Origin of the sequence: Mesorhizobium sp. M1078 (assembly GCF_040318615.1) — a bacterium.
GTDB lineage: Bacteria > Pseudomonadota > Alphaproteobacteria > Rhizobiales > Rhizobiaceae > Mesorhizobium.
In genome coordinates, this window is record NZ_JAMYMP010000038.1 from 18,570 (window position 1) to 33,418 (window position 14,849).

The 14,849-nt window shown below is 63.7% G+C and carries 16 protein-coding genes; 1 reads left to right on the plus strand and 15 read right to left on the minus strand.

Annotated features, from left to right (window positions below; genetic code table 11):
* Positions 1 to 139: 139 nt before the first annotated feature.
* The 5 genes from NKH38_RS28810 to NKH38_RS28830 all read right to left on the minus strand — a co-directional run bounded on the left by NKH38_RS28810 (position 140) and on the right by NKH38_RS28830 (position 5,089).
* A complete protein-coding gene (locus NKH38_RS28810; RefSeq protein ID WP_023687291.1) occupies positions 140 to 931 on the minus strand; it encodes an anti-sigma factor family protein in 792 nt (263 codons plus the stop codon).
* The gene (locus NKH38_RS28815; protein WP_023670250.1) at positions 928 to 1,446 is read right to left on the minus strand and encodes an RNA polymerase sigma factor; all 519 of its coding nucleotides are present in this window, start codon (positions 1,444 to 1,446) and stop codon (positions 928 to 930) included. Before NKH38_RS28815 ends, NKH38_RS28810 begins: the two co-directional genes overlap by 4 nt.
* Before the next feature lie 162 nt (positions 1,447 to 1,608).
* The gene (locus tag NKH38_RS28820) at positions 1,609 to 2,025 is read right to left on the minus strand and encodes a type II toxin-antitoxin system VapC family toxin (RefSeq protein ID WP_023731424.1); all 417 of its coding nucleotides are present in this window, start codon (positions 2,023 to 2,025) and stop codon (positions 1,609 to 1,611) included.
* Entirely contained in the window at positions 2,025 to 2,267 is a 243-nt protein-coding gene (locus NKH38_RS28825) for a type II toxin-antitoxin system VapB family antitoxin (RefSeq protein ID WP_023670248.1), read from the minus strand. Before NKH38_RS28825 ends, NKH38_RS28820 begins: the two co-directional genes overlap by 1 nt.
* 47 nt (positions 2,268 to 2,314) lie before the next feature.
* Entirely contained in the window at positions 2,315 to 5,089 is a 2,775-nt protein-coding gene (locus NKH38_RS28830) for a DUF2339 domain-containing protein (protein ID WP_352763996.1), read from the minus strand.
* 247 nt (positions 5,090 to 5,336) lie between these two features.
* On the opposite strand from NKH38_RS28830, the gene NKH38_RS28835 reads away from it, so the two are divergent.
* Positions 5,337 to 5,801: an NUDIX hydrolase gene (locus tag NKH38_RS28835; RefSeq protein ID WP_023670246.1), complete on the plus strand. Its 465-nt coding sequence runs from the start codon at positions 5,337 to 5,339 to the stop codon at positions 5,799 to 5,801.
* A gap of 101 nt (positions 5,802 to 5,902) precedes the next feature.
* Here NKH38_RS28835 and recO read toward each other — a convergent pair whose 3' ends face one another.
* The 10 genes from recO to NKH38_RS28885 form a co-directional block, all read right to left on the minus strand.
* Complete coding sequence (gene recO / locus NKH38_RS28840; RefSeq protein WP_023670245.1) at positions 5,903 to 6,694, minus strand: DNA repair protein RecO; 792 nt, start codon at positions 6,692 to 6,694, stop codon at positions 5,903 to 5,905.
* 102 nt (positions 6,695 to 6,796) lie between these two features.
* A complete protein-coding gene (locus NKH38_RS28845) occupies positions 6,797 to 7,690 on the minus strand; it encodes an aminoglycoside phosphotransferase family protein (protein ID WP_352763993.1) in 894 nt (297 codons plus the stop codon).
* Positions 7,691 to 7,734: 44 nt separating this feature from the next.
* Positions 7,735 to 8,661 (minus strand): GTPase Era, encoded by a 927-nt coding sequence (gene era / locus NKH38_RS28850; protein WP_023670243.1) that lies wholly within the window; start codon positions 8,659 to 8,661, stop codon positions 7,735 to 7,737.
* A complete protein-coding gene (gene rnc / locus NKH38_RS28855; RefSeq protein WP_023684493.1) occupies positions 8,658 to 9,374 on the minus strand; it encodes a ribonuclease III in 717 nt (238 codons plus the stop codon). Before rnc ends, era begins: the two co-directional genes overlap by 4 nt.
* Positions 9,374 to 10,123: a signal peptidase I gene (gene lepB, locus NKH38_RS28860; protein WP_023670241.1), complete on the minus strand. Its 750-nt coding sequence runs from the start codon at positions 10,121 to 10,123 to the stop codon at positions 9,374 to 9,376. The genes rnc and lepB overlap by 1 nt, the downstream gene beginning before the upstream one ends.
* 90 nt (positions 10,124 to 10,213) lie before the next feature.
* Positions 10,214 to 10,627, minus strand: coding sequence for a holo-ACP synthase (gene acpS / locus NKH38_RS28865; protein WP_023670240.1), 414 nt, complete (start codon positions 10,625 to 10,627; stop codon positions 10,214 to 10,216).
* Positions 10,624 to 11,208, minus strand: a complete 585-nt coding sequence (locus tag NKH38_RS28870) for a DUF2062 domain-containing protein (protein WP_023709783.1) — start codon at positions 11,206 to 11,208, stop codon at positions 10,624 to 10,626. The genes acpS and NKH38_RS28870 overlap by 4 nt, the downstream gene beginning before the upstream one ends.
* A gap of 265 nt (positions 11,209 to 11,473) precedes the next feature.
* Entirely contained in the window at positions 11,474 to 11,854 is a 381-nt protein-coding gene (locus NKH38_RS28875; protein ID WP_023731419.1) for a VOC family protein, read from the minus strand.
* An 11-nt stretch (positions 11,855 to 11,865) separates the two neighbouring features.
* The gene (gene pyrE / locus NKH38_RS28880; RefSeq protein ID WP_023731418.1) at positions 11,866 to 12,444 is read right to left on the minus strand and encodes an orotate phosphoribosyltransferase; all 579 of its coding nucleotides are present in this window, start codon (positions 12,442 to 12,444) and stop codon (positions 11,866 to 11,868) included.
* Positions 12,445 to 12,569: 125 nt separating this feature from the next.
* Positions 12,570 to 14,801, minus strand: a complete 2,232-nt coding sequence (locus NKH38_RS28885) for a RelA/SpoT family protein (protein ID WP_023670236.1) — start codon at positions 14,799 to 14,801, stop codon at positions 12,570 to 12,572.
* Positions 14,802 to 14,849 lie beyond the last annotated feature (48 nt).

The window sequence follows — 14,849 nt, forward strand, 5'->3', positions numbered from 1 at the left end:
GAAACGCCGATATCAGCCAAGCGCTATCGCACCTTGAATAGGGCCGAATTGTGACAGTTCCACCGCGAGTGGCGGGCGGTGACCGCGGCACCGCCAGGTGCGGCGCCGCCTCGGCGCATGACGCCAAAACCGAATGTGCTCAACTGGCGATACCGGCCAGAAGCTGACCGTAGGCGCGCTTGGCGACCGCGGCCAGCTGCTCTCGCGGCAGCGAGCCGACGACGGCGCAGGCATAGCCCTTGTCCAGCCAGTAGACCGCCTCGGGGCCGTCGGCGTCCGCCATGTAGGTGCCCTTGGACTTGGCTGAGGAATCAGCGGTAACGAACAAGGAGATGCGCTGACCCTTGGCGTCCTCGTAAAGCAGCATCGCTGCCTTGCCCTGGCCGGCGGGCAGCAGCCGGCCGCCAACCAGCTGGAAGCCTTCCGCCACCAGATCCGGCGCCACCAGTTTCAGGCCGACGCGGTTGGACAGCCAGGTCTGCAGGTGATCCTTGTCGCTTGCCGGCACTTCCACCGCATGGCGCTGTTCGGCGGCATAGATGACATGGGCGGCGATCGCCTCTTCGGCCAGTTGGTCATCGGCGCCATCTTCCCTGCCGATGCCGTCGATGCCGGCAAAATAGCCGCCAAGACCGCCGATGACGAGCACTGCGGCCGCCGCGGCCGCAAGCCACCAGCGCGACTGCCGCGCCGCCGCTTTGGTCGCGCCTTCACCGCTAACGATCTGCTTGAACAGCACCGGCACGGGCTCGTCGAGCACACCGGCAAAGGCGGCGCGCAACGCGGCGCGGTCGGCGGTGTAGCGGGCGCTTTTCGCCTTCATTTCGGGATTGGCGTCGATCCAGGCGTCGTAGGCGGCGCGCTCGTCGCCCGGCAGCTCGCCGTCGAGAGCCATGTGGATATCGCGTTCGGAAAAATCGCGGCGGGTCATTTCTCGACGATCCTTATCGAGCGGCGGCGCGCCGTGTCATCGAGCAGGCTGCGCAGCTCCTCGCGTCCGCGCGCTATGCGCGACATCAGCGTGCCGGCGGGCACGCCGAGAATGTTGGCGGCTTCGGCATAGGAGAATCCTTCGATGGCGACCATGACGAGAGCGGCGCGGCGGTCGGGGCTGATCGCCTGCAATGCGTCGATGATCTCGCGCGAGGCGGCGTTCTCGGCCTGCTCGGCGGGGACTGCCTGCGCCTCGTTTGCGTCAAGCGGCAGGATCGCCGCCTCACCGCGCCGGTTCACCTTGCGCATCTGATCGATGAACAAATGATGCATGATCGTAAACAGCCACCTCCGGGGGCTTTCTCCCGTCTGCCAGCTTTCAAGCCGCAAGAGCGCTCGTTCGAGGCAATCCTGGACGAGATCGTCAGCGGATTCGCGGTCGCGCAGAAGCGAGCGTGCGTAGCGGCGCAGGCGCGGTATTTCGCCAAGGATTGCTGCCTTCTTTTCGTCCATGACCGCTGGTTCTGAGGTCGCCCTTGTTTAACCCGATTGAACGCGCCTTCCCGGCGCGGCGCAAGCGGCCAGCGCGAAGCGGTCTGCCGCCCCGGTCACCCAAGCAGTGAGATAACGAGTTGATCGGCTAAATTATTCCCCGCAATCAACAAAAGGGCCGAATTATCCTAAATCGGTCTGTGCGAAATCATGGCCTTTGTATAGCAGTGGAAGATCGCGGCTTTTCGCGCAGGCGTAAGCAAAACAGTCCCCGAGATTCAGATCCGCCTTGTGGCCAACGGCTTTGCCGTAACGGGCACTCGCGTCAATGGCCCGAGAGCTGATGTTGTCGTCAATGGCCAGACTCTCTCCCATGATCTCCACAATGAACTCATCGATCAGATCGCGGGCATGGAGAAGGGCTTCAGCGCTGGGTCTGCGCGGGCCGGCGCCGGCCCTTGCCAATGCCTGTGTTGCTTCGAAGTGAACCAACGGAGAAACCCAGACCTGCCCGGAAAAACCGGATAGCTGCTTCAGCAATTCCTCCCACCCAGGTTCCTGGTTGAGAATGGCGACGATCACCGACGCGTCGACAAACATCAGTCTTCCCACATCTCGTCGGTGAACTTCTTCATATCGAAATCGGGATTGGGCAGGCCAAGCTTCCTGGCCCTGTCCTGAAGACTGGCGATCCGATCGCGCAGCGGCACCTTCGCCCGATTGCGCTCAAGTTCGTGCACGAGCGCGACCCGCACCGCCTCCGTTTTGCTCGGAGCGTTCGTCTCGCGTTGCAATCTGCTGGCCAGCGCATCCACTTCGTCGTCGCGGATATAGAGCGGCATCGAATATCCTCCGTTGGATATTCATATATTCCATCTCGTATATCACTTCAAGTTGCAGCGTTGGCCTCCCTCGCCGCCCGCGTCAGCAGCCGCTGGTAGAACAGGCCGATGCCGATCAGCACGGCGCCAAGACCGATGAAGGACAGCGCCCTGAGCACCCCTTCCAGTTCCGACATGTCGAACAGGAAGACTTTTACCACGGCAATCGCGATCAGCGCCGCCGAGGCAATGCGCAGCACCTGCGACTTCAGCCAGACGCCGGCGGTGAGCAGCACGACGCCGATGATCAGCCAGAGCGCCGAATAGGTGTAGGTCTCAAGCTGCCCGAGGCCGCTCCACAGGCCGATGAACTCGCCCTTGAACACGCGCCTGACCGACAGTGTGGCGTAGGCGAAGACAAGCAATGCCGCCACCACCGCCAGCATCTGCGCATACCATGGCGGCCGCTTGTCCCTGGCATAGAGCGCCAGCCCGCCGGCGGCTATGGCCGGCAACAGGTAAGCCAGGAACAAGAGGTTGAACACCGGGATCTGGCCGGTCGATTCGTCGGTGAACAGCGGATTGAGCACCAGGAAATGCTGGAGGACGATGAAGGCGACCGAGAGCACGCCGGCAGCCATCGAGCCGTAGCGCAGCACAGAGCTTGGCGAGCGCATGTCGATGGCCACCAGTATCGCGCCGGCGCCGATGGCGATCAGCGTATAGATCGCCTGTTCGGCGAGCGTCACCGGGCCGGTGTCGATGACGCCGCCATGCATGGCGTGGCGCACCAGCATGGCGACGGTGAGCAGCGCAAACAGGGCTGCACCCGCCTCCATCGCTAGGCGCGGCCGGCCATTGCCAGTTGTTGGTAGTGCGGGGGTGGTACGCGCGAGTTGCCAGGCGGCAAAGCCGAAGGCTAGCGCCGGTACGCCGTATCCCGGCAGCAGCCAGTTGAACACCGGCGTCGTCGTCAGGAACTCGGCGCCGACGATGGTCGGATCGAAGGCGACGCGGCCGAGCACGGCGACGACCGCGCCGACCGAAATCCGGCCCAGCACGGGATAAGAACGCCAACGCGTCGCCAGCGCCGGCACGATGGCGGCAACGCCGGCAAGCAACGTGGTCCAGCCGGAACCGAAGGCCATGTGCAGCATCAGGAGCCCGGCCATAGCCGAGCCGCAAAGCGCGAAGGAGACGGCGACGTCGCCCTTGAGCGGCGGCTGTTCGGCGCGCGCAATCCATTCGCCGCCGGCGGCGAAGACGACGACCAGAAGGGCAGCTATCGCTGCGTAGACAAGGTCGCGGTCGAGATTGCCGTAGGCGAGCCACAGCGTCAGCAGAATAAGCAGCGGCGAAGCGACGCCCCATGCCGCCCAGCATGCCGCGCGGACCCGTGCTGAGGCGGCGAAGCGGCGTGCGGCCCAGAAGCCGGCGCCGATGAAAACCAGGCCGAGGGCAATGCCGATGCGCAGCGTCAACGGATTTCCGGCCGCCACCGGCATGCCGTCAAAGCCGATATTCCCCTGGGTTATGTCGGAGCCGATGGTGGTGGGCGGAATGATGCCGAGATGGATCATCACGCTCACCACGCCGGCGGCATGCAGCAGCGGCAGCGCGCGCGGCCGGTAGAGTGCGGTGGCGACAAGGGCGACGAGGACGAAGGCGCCCGGCAAGGCGCCACCGGCGGCGACCAGCGTCGTGTCGACGGACAGGCCTAGCGCTGAAAACGCAACGAAAACGCCTGGCACGATCGAGGGCCAGTCGAAGCCGGTCTTCGCCGTCTCCGCTTCGCTGTCACGTGTGCCCAGCCAGACAAAGGCAAGCACCGCCAGCGTCACCGCGTCGATGAACAGGATGACGGCAAGGTCGGCGACTAGCGTGCTCATCATGTAGACGATGGTCCAGGCGCCGGTGCCGAAGAAGGCCGCCGCAATCAGGAATTTCCAGTCGCGAATGCGGGCGATCACGGCTGTAGCGGCAAGCACGATCGCCAGGTAGACGAACAGCGCCCATGGGTTGGGCGCCTGCGAGGACACAAGCGCCGGCGTCGCCATCGAGCCGACGAGACCGATGCCGGCCAGGGCCTGGCCGTGGACGAGGGCGGCGACAATGGTCGCCACGCCGATGGCGCCGAGCACGGTGAAGGCGAAGGCCGGCCCGACGAAACCGTAAATGGCATGCGCGGCATAGACCGTACCGAACAGGATGAAGGCGCCGGCAGCCGTCAGGATCGCCGGAATATAGGCGCCTGCAGCCCCTTGCACCGGCACCTTGAAGCCGGTGCGGCGGATGAACTCGCCGCCGCCGATCAGCACCAGGCCGAGCAGCGCCGCCAGGGACAGCCGCACTTCAGGGCCGAAAATGCCGGCCTCGATGGTGTAGCGGATCAGGAACAGGCCGCCCAGGGCCAGCGCGACGCCGCCGACCCAGACCGCCCAACGGGTGCCGAGCGCCGTTTCGACCTCTGACTGGCGGGCTGCCTTCGACGTGGCGGCAGGCGCGGATCCGGTGAATGCCGCCTTGGCCGCGGCCGACAGTTCTGGCACGGCCTCGCTGGTGGCCGCATCGGCTTCGGCGGCCGGTGCCTGGGCATGTGCCGCGTCTGCTGTTGTTGGCGAAGCTATGTCGGCAACTGGTGCGCTAGCGTGAGCGGCATCCGCCGGTGCGCTTGCAGCCTGCTCGGCCGGTTTGGCAACGGGCGGTGTCGCATGCACTCCGGACAGAACCAGGCTGCGCAGCGCTCCGAGCTCGCGCTCGATCAGACTGACGCGGCCCTGCTGGCGCAAGACGAGGACAAAAAGCACGATAACGACGACGGCGCCAATCAGGCTTTCAAACATGGCGGTTCCCCCAAACCAGGCCAGTTTTCACTGACAATTGCGGCGGCCACACGGCCACCCCAGACGGCTATTCAAGTCACGCCACCGCAATGGTGGCCGAAAAGAAGTTATCGAGCATGTTTCGTCGGCAAATTCCAGCGGCCTACGGTCTTTCTCCTCACCCATCATCTGAGATAGCCAGGAATGGCATGCCGCCGCCACTTGCCCAGGAGCCATGCTATCCTCGGATGAACTACGAGGAAATCGAATGCCGAAACGAAGTGCAGGGCTGCTGATCCACCGGACAAGGGCCGGCATTCTCGAATTTCTGCTCGTCCATCCCGGCGGCCCGTTCTGGGCAAGGAAGGATGAAGGCGCTTGGTCGATCCCCAAGGGCCTCGTCGAGGACAATGAAGATGAGTTGGCCGCCGCCCGGCGCGAGGCTGGGGAAGAACTCGGAGTCAGCATCGATGGCGATTTCGAACCTGTCGGCAGCTATCGGCAAGCCGGCGGCAAGATCGTCATCGCCTGGAGTGTCGAAGCCGATTTCGATCCCGATGCCGTTAAAAGCAACATGTTCACGATGGAATGGCCGCCCAGGTCAGGCGTGACGAGGGAATTTCCCGAAATCGACAGGGCCGGCTGGTTTTCCTTCGCCGAGGCCAGCCTCAAGATCCTCGGCGGTCAGCGCGCCATCCTCGATGATTTCATGGAGCATCGCAAAGCCGGCTGAGGCTCTTGCCCTACGAGTACCCCCACCCTAACCCTCCCCACAAGGGGGAGGGAATGCTCCCGCATGCAGCTTTTGGTGTGAACCTGGACGGTTTGCGGAGGTCAGCACCCACCGAGTCTCCCTCCCCCTTCTGGCGCAGCGTCTGCCGTAAGGGCGGCCTTGCCGCCCGAATGATGCTTGCGCAAGGCGGCGAGGAAGCCGGCACGGGCATCGGGCTGTTCGATGCCGCGCGGCTCGTAGACATGGCGGGTGAAAAAGAAACCGGTCAGATGGAAGGCGTCCTCGAGTGCCGCGTGGTCCGCCCGCAAGCCGGAGCCGCGCCGCAGGAAGGCCGGCAGCGCCAGCATCTTGTCGCGCCATGGCGCGCCGGCCTGGCGCGAAACCGCGCGGCCGGATTTCGGCGAGACATAGGCCAGATCCTGCCTGGCGCCGGTCGCCGCGCACTGGCTGAGATCGAGGCCGAAGCCGAGTTCGTCGAGGATGAGCAGTTCGAAGCGCGCCACCAGTTCGCCGGCGGCATCCGAATCGTCCAGATGGGCGATCATCACGGCAAGCGTCTCATACAGGCCGCCATGGGCGTCGCGCTCCGGCAGGAGCCTGAGATGCGCGGCCATGGTCTGCAGGCCGTAGACGGCGACTGCGCTGTCCATCAACCGGGCGGCATTCATCTCGATCGCCTCGGCCTGGAAGGTGCCGAGATGCTCGTCGAGGCGTGCCCGCCACAAAAGGTCGACGCGGTTGCCGGGCTGCAGCACCGGCTGCTGCTTGCGCGAGCGCCCGCCGCGCACCAGGCCGAGATGGCGGCCATGCGCACGCGTCATTACCTCGAGAATGGCGCTGGTTTCGCCATGCTTGCGGGTGCCGAGTATGATTCCCTCGTCGCGCCATTCCATGGCAGGAGCTTGTCACCGGTTGCGTGGCTAAATCAAGGTTTTGGCGCGCCGCGTGCGATCTGTGCTGACATTGGATCCCCACACATCGTCGAAAGGCTCTGATCACGCGAATTCCCGGTGATCGGCCAGGACGTCGTCGATGACGCGGCGCGATCGTTCCGCCTCGGCCTGGTTGGCGTCGTGTCCGGCAACGGTGATCAGCGCTTTCCACAGCGTCCAGCCGCGGCCGCGCGCCCAGGTCGCTTCATCGACGTCGATGGCAGCCCGGAATGCCTCCCGGCTCTCGCCCTGGAAGAATGTCCAGGCGATCGCCAGGTCGCAAGAGGGATCGCCGATGCCTGAGGTGCCGAAGTCGATGATGGCGCTCAAACGGCCGTTTTGGACCAGAAGGTTGCCCCAGGCGACGTCGCCGTGAAACCAGACGGGCGACCCTTGCCAGGTGGCGGCAAGGGCCGCATCCCAGACAGCGGTGGCCGCCTGGGTGTCGATCTGCCCCTCCAGCGCCTGGAGTGCTTCCCTTGTCTGGTTGTCATACACGCTCAGCGATCCGCCGCGGAAGAAATTGTGCTGGCCCGCGGGCGGCCCGCCCGCCGGATCGATCCGCCGGAGCGCAATGAGGAACTTGGCCAGATCGACCGCGAACTGTCGGCGATCGGCGATTTCGGCGGTCTTGGCTGTTTCGCCGTCGATCCAGCGGTAGACGGACCATTGCCAGGGGTAGTCCTCCCCAGGCTCGCCCATCGCCAGTGGAACCGGGATCGGCAGCGGCAGAAGCGGCGCCAGCGTGGGCACCCAGCGGTGCTCTTTTTCGACCTGCAAGGCATATGGTGCGGCACTCGGCAGCCGCAGAGTCATATCATTGCCGAGGTGGAAGGTTCGGTTGTCCCAACCGCCAAACGCCACCGGGCTCACCCGCAGATGCCGCCATTGCGGAAACTGCGCGTTGACCAGCCGGCGCACGAGATCGGTATGGATGGTCGGTTTTGGATCAGGCATGTCATCGTCTCAAACTGCCGGGCGGCATTTCCAGACGATGAAGCTCAATGGGGAAACTCAAGCCCCATCTCACGGTAGCGTTCGGGGTCGTCGCCCCAGTTTTCACGCACTTTGACGAACAAGAACAGGTGCACTTTCTGCTCGAGAATGCCGGCTATTTCCATGCGCGCCGACTGGCCGATGGCGCGGATCGTCTCGCCCTTGTGGCCGAGCACGATCTTCTTCTGGCTGTCGCGCTCGACATAGATGGTCTGGTCGATGCGCACCGAGCCGTCCGGTTTCTCTTCCCATTTCTCGGTCTCGATATGCGAGGAATAGGGCAACTCCTGATGCAGCCGCAGATACAGCTTCTCGCGGGTGATCTCGGCGGCCAATTGGCGCATCGGCAGGTCCGAGATCTGGTCTTCCGGATAGTACCAGGGGCCGACCGGCAGCGCTTGCGCGAGATAGTCGAGCAAATCCTTGCAGCCGGAGCCGGTCAGCGCCGAGACCATGAAGGTGCGCTTGAACGGCACCTTTTCGTTTGCTGCCGCGGCCAGGGCCAGCAGCGCCTCGTGCTTGACCCGGTCGACCTTGTTGAGGATCAGCACCATCGGCTGGCGGACGTCCTTCAGCCGCTCGAGGATGGCGTCGGCGTCACCCCTGATGCCGCGCTCGGCATCGATCAGCAGCAGCACGATATCGGCGTCCTTGGCGCCACCCCAGGCGGTGGTCACCATCGCGGTGTCGAGCCGGCGCTTCGGCTTGAAGATGCCGGGCGTATCGACAAAGACGATCTGCGCGTTGTCATGCGTGGCGATGCCGCGCACGATGGCGCGGGTGGTCTGCACCTTGTGGGTGACGATCGACACCTTGGCGCCGACCAGTTGGTTGACCAGCGTCGACTTGCCGGCATTGGGCGCCCCAATCAGGGCAACGAAGCCGGAATGCGTGGCCTCCGCTGCCGGAGGGAGATCTTCGCTGCCGGTCATGCCGCACTCCCTTGGTTGGCCCAGATGCCTTCGCGCGTAAGAAACGCCGATGCCGCCGCTTCTTCGGCTGCGCGGCGAGAGCCGCCCGTGCCGCTCGCCGGCGCAAAACCGCCGACCTTCACCGACACCGTGAAAACCGGTTGATGTTCAGGTCCCTCGCGTTTCTCGATCGCGTATTCGGGCCTGACATCGCTGGTCTTGGCGATCCATTCCTGCAGGTCGGATTTCGGATTGGGCGGCTTGGCCACCACCTTTTGCGAGCGCGGCTCCCAGTAGCGCAGGACGAATTGCCTTGCCGCATCGAGGCCGCCATCGATATAGACCGCCGCGATCAGCGCTTCGACTGCATCCGCCAGATAGTTTCCGCCCGAGCCACGCGAGCGCGCCTTCAAGGCAGCGTCGGCCCGAACCAGATCTTCGAGCTGCATTTCAATGCCGATCTCGGAGCATGTCCGCGCATCGACCAGGGCATTGAAGCGCGGGGCGATTTCACCTTCCGGCGCCTCAGGAAACTTTTCAAAAAGCAGGTCGGCAACGATCAGGCCGAGCACGCGGTCGCCAAGGAATTCGAGGCGCTGGTTGTTGCTGCTTGCCTTGACCGCGCTGGAATGAGTCAGCGCGGTCTCGAGCAAACGGACATCCCGGAAGGAATGGCCGGTTTTGGCTGTCACCAAATCGGCCAGAGTTTCACCCGTCGGGCGCTTCAAAGCCATCAATTCACGAAATGGAACAGGCGCGACAGGCGCACCAGGGACGGCCATTTCCAGATCTCGAGCGGGCTCGCCTTCCCGGCGATCGAGAAGAAGACGATGTTGGCGCGGCCGACAAGGTTCTCCGCCGGCACGTAGCCGACGCTGAGGCGGCTGTCGGAGGAATTGTCGCGGTTGTCGCCCATCATGAAATAGTTGCCGGGGGGCACGACGAACTCGCGGGTGTTGTCGGTGATCGAATTCGGTGTCAGGTCGAGCGTGTCGTAGCTGACGCCGTTGGGCAGGGTCTCGCGATAGACGTCGACCGGCTCAGGCACTTCCGTGATATCAGGATTTTGGATCTGGCCGGTTTTCACACGAGGCACGCCCTGGCCGTTGATGAACAATTGGCCGTCCTTCATCTGGATCTTGTCCCCCGGCAGGCCGACGACGCGCTTGATGTAGTCGAGCGACGGATCCGGCGGGAACTTGAAGACCACCACGTCGCCGCGCTTCGGATCGGAACCCCAGATGCGGCCGGAAAAGATGTCGGGGCCGAATGGCAGCGAATAACGCGAGAAGCCGTAGGACCATTTGGTGACGAACAGATAGTCGCCTTCGAGCAAGGTCGGCCGCATAGAGCCGGACGGGATCGAGAAGGGCTGGAACAGCAACGTGCGGATGACCATGGCCAGCAGCAAAGCCTGGATGATGACGCTGACGATTTCGCCAAGCCCGCCGGATTTCTTCTCGGATTTTTCAGCCACGCTCATGTCGTCCTCGATTGTGCGTTGGATGGTATAGAGTCTCGGCGCGCGCTGGGCAACGTCAAGTCGGCGTTAGATAGCGGTCGTCTGATGCAATCAATGTGGCGCTTGTTCGGCGGGCAACGCCTCGATGATCACAAAGGCTTGAGCAAGCGGGAAATCATCGGTGATTGTGAGGTGGATCGCCGCTCTGTGCCCCTGTGGCAGGATTTTGGCCAGCCGTGCCGCCGCTCCCCCGGTCAGCGCCATCGTCGGCGCGCCGCTGGGCAGGTTGGCGACCCCCATGTCGCGCCAGAACACGCCCTGCGCCAGGCCGGTGCCAAGCGCCTTGGCGCAGGCCTCCTTGGCGGCGAAGCGCTTGGCATAGGAGGCTGCGCGGCCCTTGCGGCCTTCCGAGCGGACCTGTTCGACCTCGGTGTAGATGCGCTGGATGAAGCGCTGACCATGCCGTTCCAGGGACTTTTCGATGCGTCTGATGTCGATCAGGTCGCTGCCGATGCCGATGATCATTCCGCCGGAACTTCCCGTCCGCGGTGCTCGGCCTTATGCGCCCGCTCTGCCATGCGCTTCCTGCGCTGCTCGCGAAAGGCTGTCATCCCCCAGCGGGTGATACCGTAGAAGATCAGCCCGAAGATCAGGCCGAGCGGCACAGCGCCGATCAGCATCGGCTCGAGCACCGGATGCCACAGTTTTGCAAACGACAGCGTGTGCATCATCTCACCAAGATGCGCAGGCGGTCCGTTCTTGGGCAGGCGTTCATGCAGGATCAGCTTGCCGACTTCCCAGGACGCTCCCCACAGCAGCGGGAAAGTCAGCGGATTGCCGAAGAATACCGCGCCGAGGGCGGCGGCCACCAGATTGCCGGCGACCACCCAGCAGAGCACGGCGGCGACGGCGAAATGGAAGCCGAGCGGAAAGAAGGAGGCGAAAACGCCGGCCGCGACGCCGGCCGCGACCGCATGCGGTGTCGCCTTCAGCCGCAGGATGCGCTTGGAGAAATATTGCAACGAGCGCGAAAACGAGCGGCGCGGCCACAGATAGGTACGCACCCGCTCCAGAATGCCATCAGGCTTTCGGCGTCGAAAAAGCACTCTGTTCCAGTTCCCGGTTCGTCACGCCCAAATTGCAACCATCCCTGGCCGGGCGCGGTCGCTCCATCTTGCGCTTCGAGGGCGCAGAAAGGCAACAACGACTTTGATATAGCGACTGCCTTGCGGCGGAACAATGAAACGCCGCCGCGATGGTCTGCCGCAGGCGGGTAACAAGAGCGCCATTGGGGCGAAACTGAGGACAATATCGATGAAAGCTCCCTGACGACGGCAATGTCCGCGCGAAGACGACGCCGAGGCGGATAGACTATTCCCGATATTCGCTGACTTCGACCAAATTGCTGTCCGGATCGCGGAAATAGACCGACATCATCTTACCGCGGGCGCCGGTGCGCTCGACCGGACCGACTTCGATGGCAACGCCATTGGCTTCCAGACTGGCGCAAATCTCGGCAAGCGGCCTTGCGGCGATCAGGCAGAAATCGCCGGAGCCAGGCATCGGCATCTTGGCTTTCGGTTCAAAAGTGTGCGTTGCCTGATGCAGATTGATCTTCTGCGATCCGAACAGCAACGCCGTCGGCCGCTCCGGCTCGTCGAGGCGCTTGAGGCCAAGCACCCGCTGGTAGAAGGCGCAGCTGTCCTCCACCGAGCGGACCGTCAGCACGAAATGATCGATGCCGGCGATCATGGTGATGTCCCCTAAATGTTGCGGCTACCCGGCTTGATCGCCGGGATGGCGGCAAGTTCCGGCGGCAGGCGGTCGGCGGGATAGGCCGGCACCTCATATTCGGCAAGCGCGATCAGCGGCACGCCGACATTGGTCTTGCCGGCCGAGCGGTCGATGATGCAGGCCGCCGCCACGACCTCGGCGCCAATCGCGCGCAGGCAGTCGATGGTTTCGCGAATCGACAGGCCGGTGGTGACGATGTCCTCGACGATGACGACGCGCGATCCCGGCGCGATCTCGAAGCGGCGCAGCCTGAACTCGCCGCCTTCGCGCTCCACCCAGATTGCTGGCACACCGAGATGGCGCGACGTCTCATAGGCCGGGATCAGGCCGCCGATCGCCGGGCCGACGACGTAGTCGATCTTGCCCGGCACCGCCTTGCGGATCTTTTCGGCCAGCGCCTTGCAAAGCCGCTCGGTCTTGTCGGCATGCATGAAGACGCGCGCCTTCTGCAGGAAGACCGGGCTGCGCAGACCCGACGTCAGGATGAAATGTCCCTCCAGAACAGCGCCTGCCTCGCGGAAAATGCCCAGAACTTCATCGGTATTCATAACTCGCCCCATGTCCATGGTGAATGGTGAATGGTGAATGGTGAATGGTGAATGGTAGTGAGAACGCCTTCTTTCACTATTCACTATTCACTATTCACTATTCACTATTCACTACTATTCACTATTCACCCATTCACACGCCGCGCATCGCTGACGCTCGAATTATCCTTGAGCTGCGACAGCAGCCGGTTGAGGTGCTTCAGATCCCAGACTTCGAGATCGATCAGCATTTCGGTGAAGTCGGGCGCGGTGCGCACCATCGACAGCGTATGAATGTTGGCGTCGTTGGAGGCAACGACCTGGGCGATGTCGGCGAGCGAGCCCGGCGCGTTGATGGCGGTGACCGAGACGCGCGCCGGAAAGCGCTCCTTGGTCTGCTCGTCAATGTCCCAGCGCACGTCGATCCAGCGCTCCGGCTGGTCGTCGAAGGCCTGCAGCGCCGGCGACTGGATGGGATAGATGGTGATGCCGGTGCCCGGCTGGACGATGCCGACGATGCGGTCGCCAGGCACGGCCCCTTCCGGCGCGAAACGCACCGGCAGGTCGCCGCGCACGCCGCGGATCGGCACCGCGCCATCGCGCGGCTGGTCCTTGTCCTTGCGCGCGGCTCGGGTGCCGGGCATCTGGAACAGCATGCCGGCGGCGTTGCGGATCTTCGACCAGCCCTCCTCGCGCTGCTTGGGGGCGCTGACGGTGACGCGCTCGTCCTTGTAGTCTGGGAAGACCGCCTTCATGACGTCAGTCGAGGCAAGTTCGCCGCGCCCGACCGAGGCCAGCACATCTTCGATGTCCTTGCGCGCCAGCCGGTGCAGCACCGGCTTCAGGCTTTCCTTGGTGAAGGTCTTGCCGGCGCGCTCGAAGGCGCGCTCGAGAATGCGGGCACCAAGACCTGAATATTGCTTGCGAATGGCGTTCTTGGTGGCGCGGCGGATGGCTGAACGCGCCTTGCCGGTGACCACCACCGACTCCCAGGCCGCCGGCGGCACTTGCGCCTTGGAGCGGATGATCTCGACCTCGTCGCCGTTCTTCAGTTCCGTCATTAGCGGCATGATGCGGCCGTTGACCTTGGCGCCGACGCAGGTATCGCCGACATCGGTGTGCACGGCATAGGCGAAGTCGATGGGCGTGGCGCCGCGCGGCAGCGCGATCAGCATGCCTTTCGGCGTGAAGCAGAATACCTGGTCCTGGAACAGCTCCAGCTTGGTATTTTCGAGGAAGTCTTCCGGGTTGTCGCCTTCTGCCAGTTGCTCGATGGTGCGCCGCAGCCAGGCATAGGCGTTGGTCTCCTTCGAGATCGCATGGGCGGCACCGTTCGTCTTGCCGCCGGTGTCCTTGTAGATTGAATGGGCGGCGACGCCATATTCGGCGATCTTGTTCATCTCGCGGGTGCGGATCTGCAGTTCGACGCGCTGGCGCGATGGGCCGACAATGGTGGTGTGGATCGAACGGTAGTCGTTCTGCTTGGGCGTCGAGATGTAATCCTTGAAGCGGCCAGGTACCATCGACCATGTGGTGTGAATGGCGCCGAGCGCGCGGTAACAGTCTTCGACGCTGTCGACGACGACGCGGAAGCCGAAGATGTCCGAGAGCTGCTCGAAGGACAGCGCCTTGGCCTCCATTTTGCGGAACACCGACCAAGGCTTCTTCTGCCGGCTCTTCACGCCGGCGTTGATGGCATGCTTTTCGAACAGCGCCGACAGCGCCTTTTCGATGTCGGTCAGCACGCCCTTGTTGCGCTCGAATATCTCGGCAAGCCGCGCGGTGACGGCGCGATAGGCTTCCGGATTGATGAAGCGGAAGGCGATCTCTTCCAGTTCCTCGCGCATGCCTTGCATGCCCATGCGCCCGGCGAGCGGCGCATAGATGTCCATCGTCTCCTCGGCGATGCGCAGGCGCTTGGCCTCGGGCATGTGGTCGAGGGTGCGCATGTTGTGCAGACGGTCGGCGAGCTTGACCAGCAGAACGCGGACATCCTCCGAGATGGCCAGCAACAGCTTGCGCAGGTTTTCCGCCTGCTCGGCCTTCTTGGAGACGAGATCGAGCTTCTTCAGCTTGGTCAGGCCTTCGACCAGCTTGCCCATTTCGGGGCCGAACAGATCGTCGATCTCGGCCCGCGTCGCGGTGGTGTCCTCGATCGTGTCATGCAGCAAGGCGACGGCGATCGTCGCCTCGTCCATGTGCATTTCGGTGAGGATGGCGGCGACTTCGAGCGGATGCGAGAAATAGGGATCGCCGGAAGCGCGCTTCTGGTGGCCATGCTTCTGCATGGCGTAGACATAGGCCTTGTTGAGCAACGCCTCGTTGACGTCAGGCTTGTAGCGCGCAACGCGCTCGACAAGCTCATACTGACGCATCATGGGCGGGTTCTCACGGTGCTGAAATGATTGATGCGCCGCACTGATGTA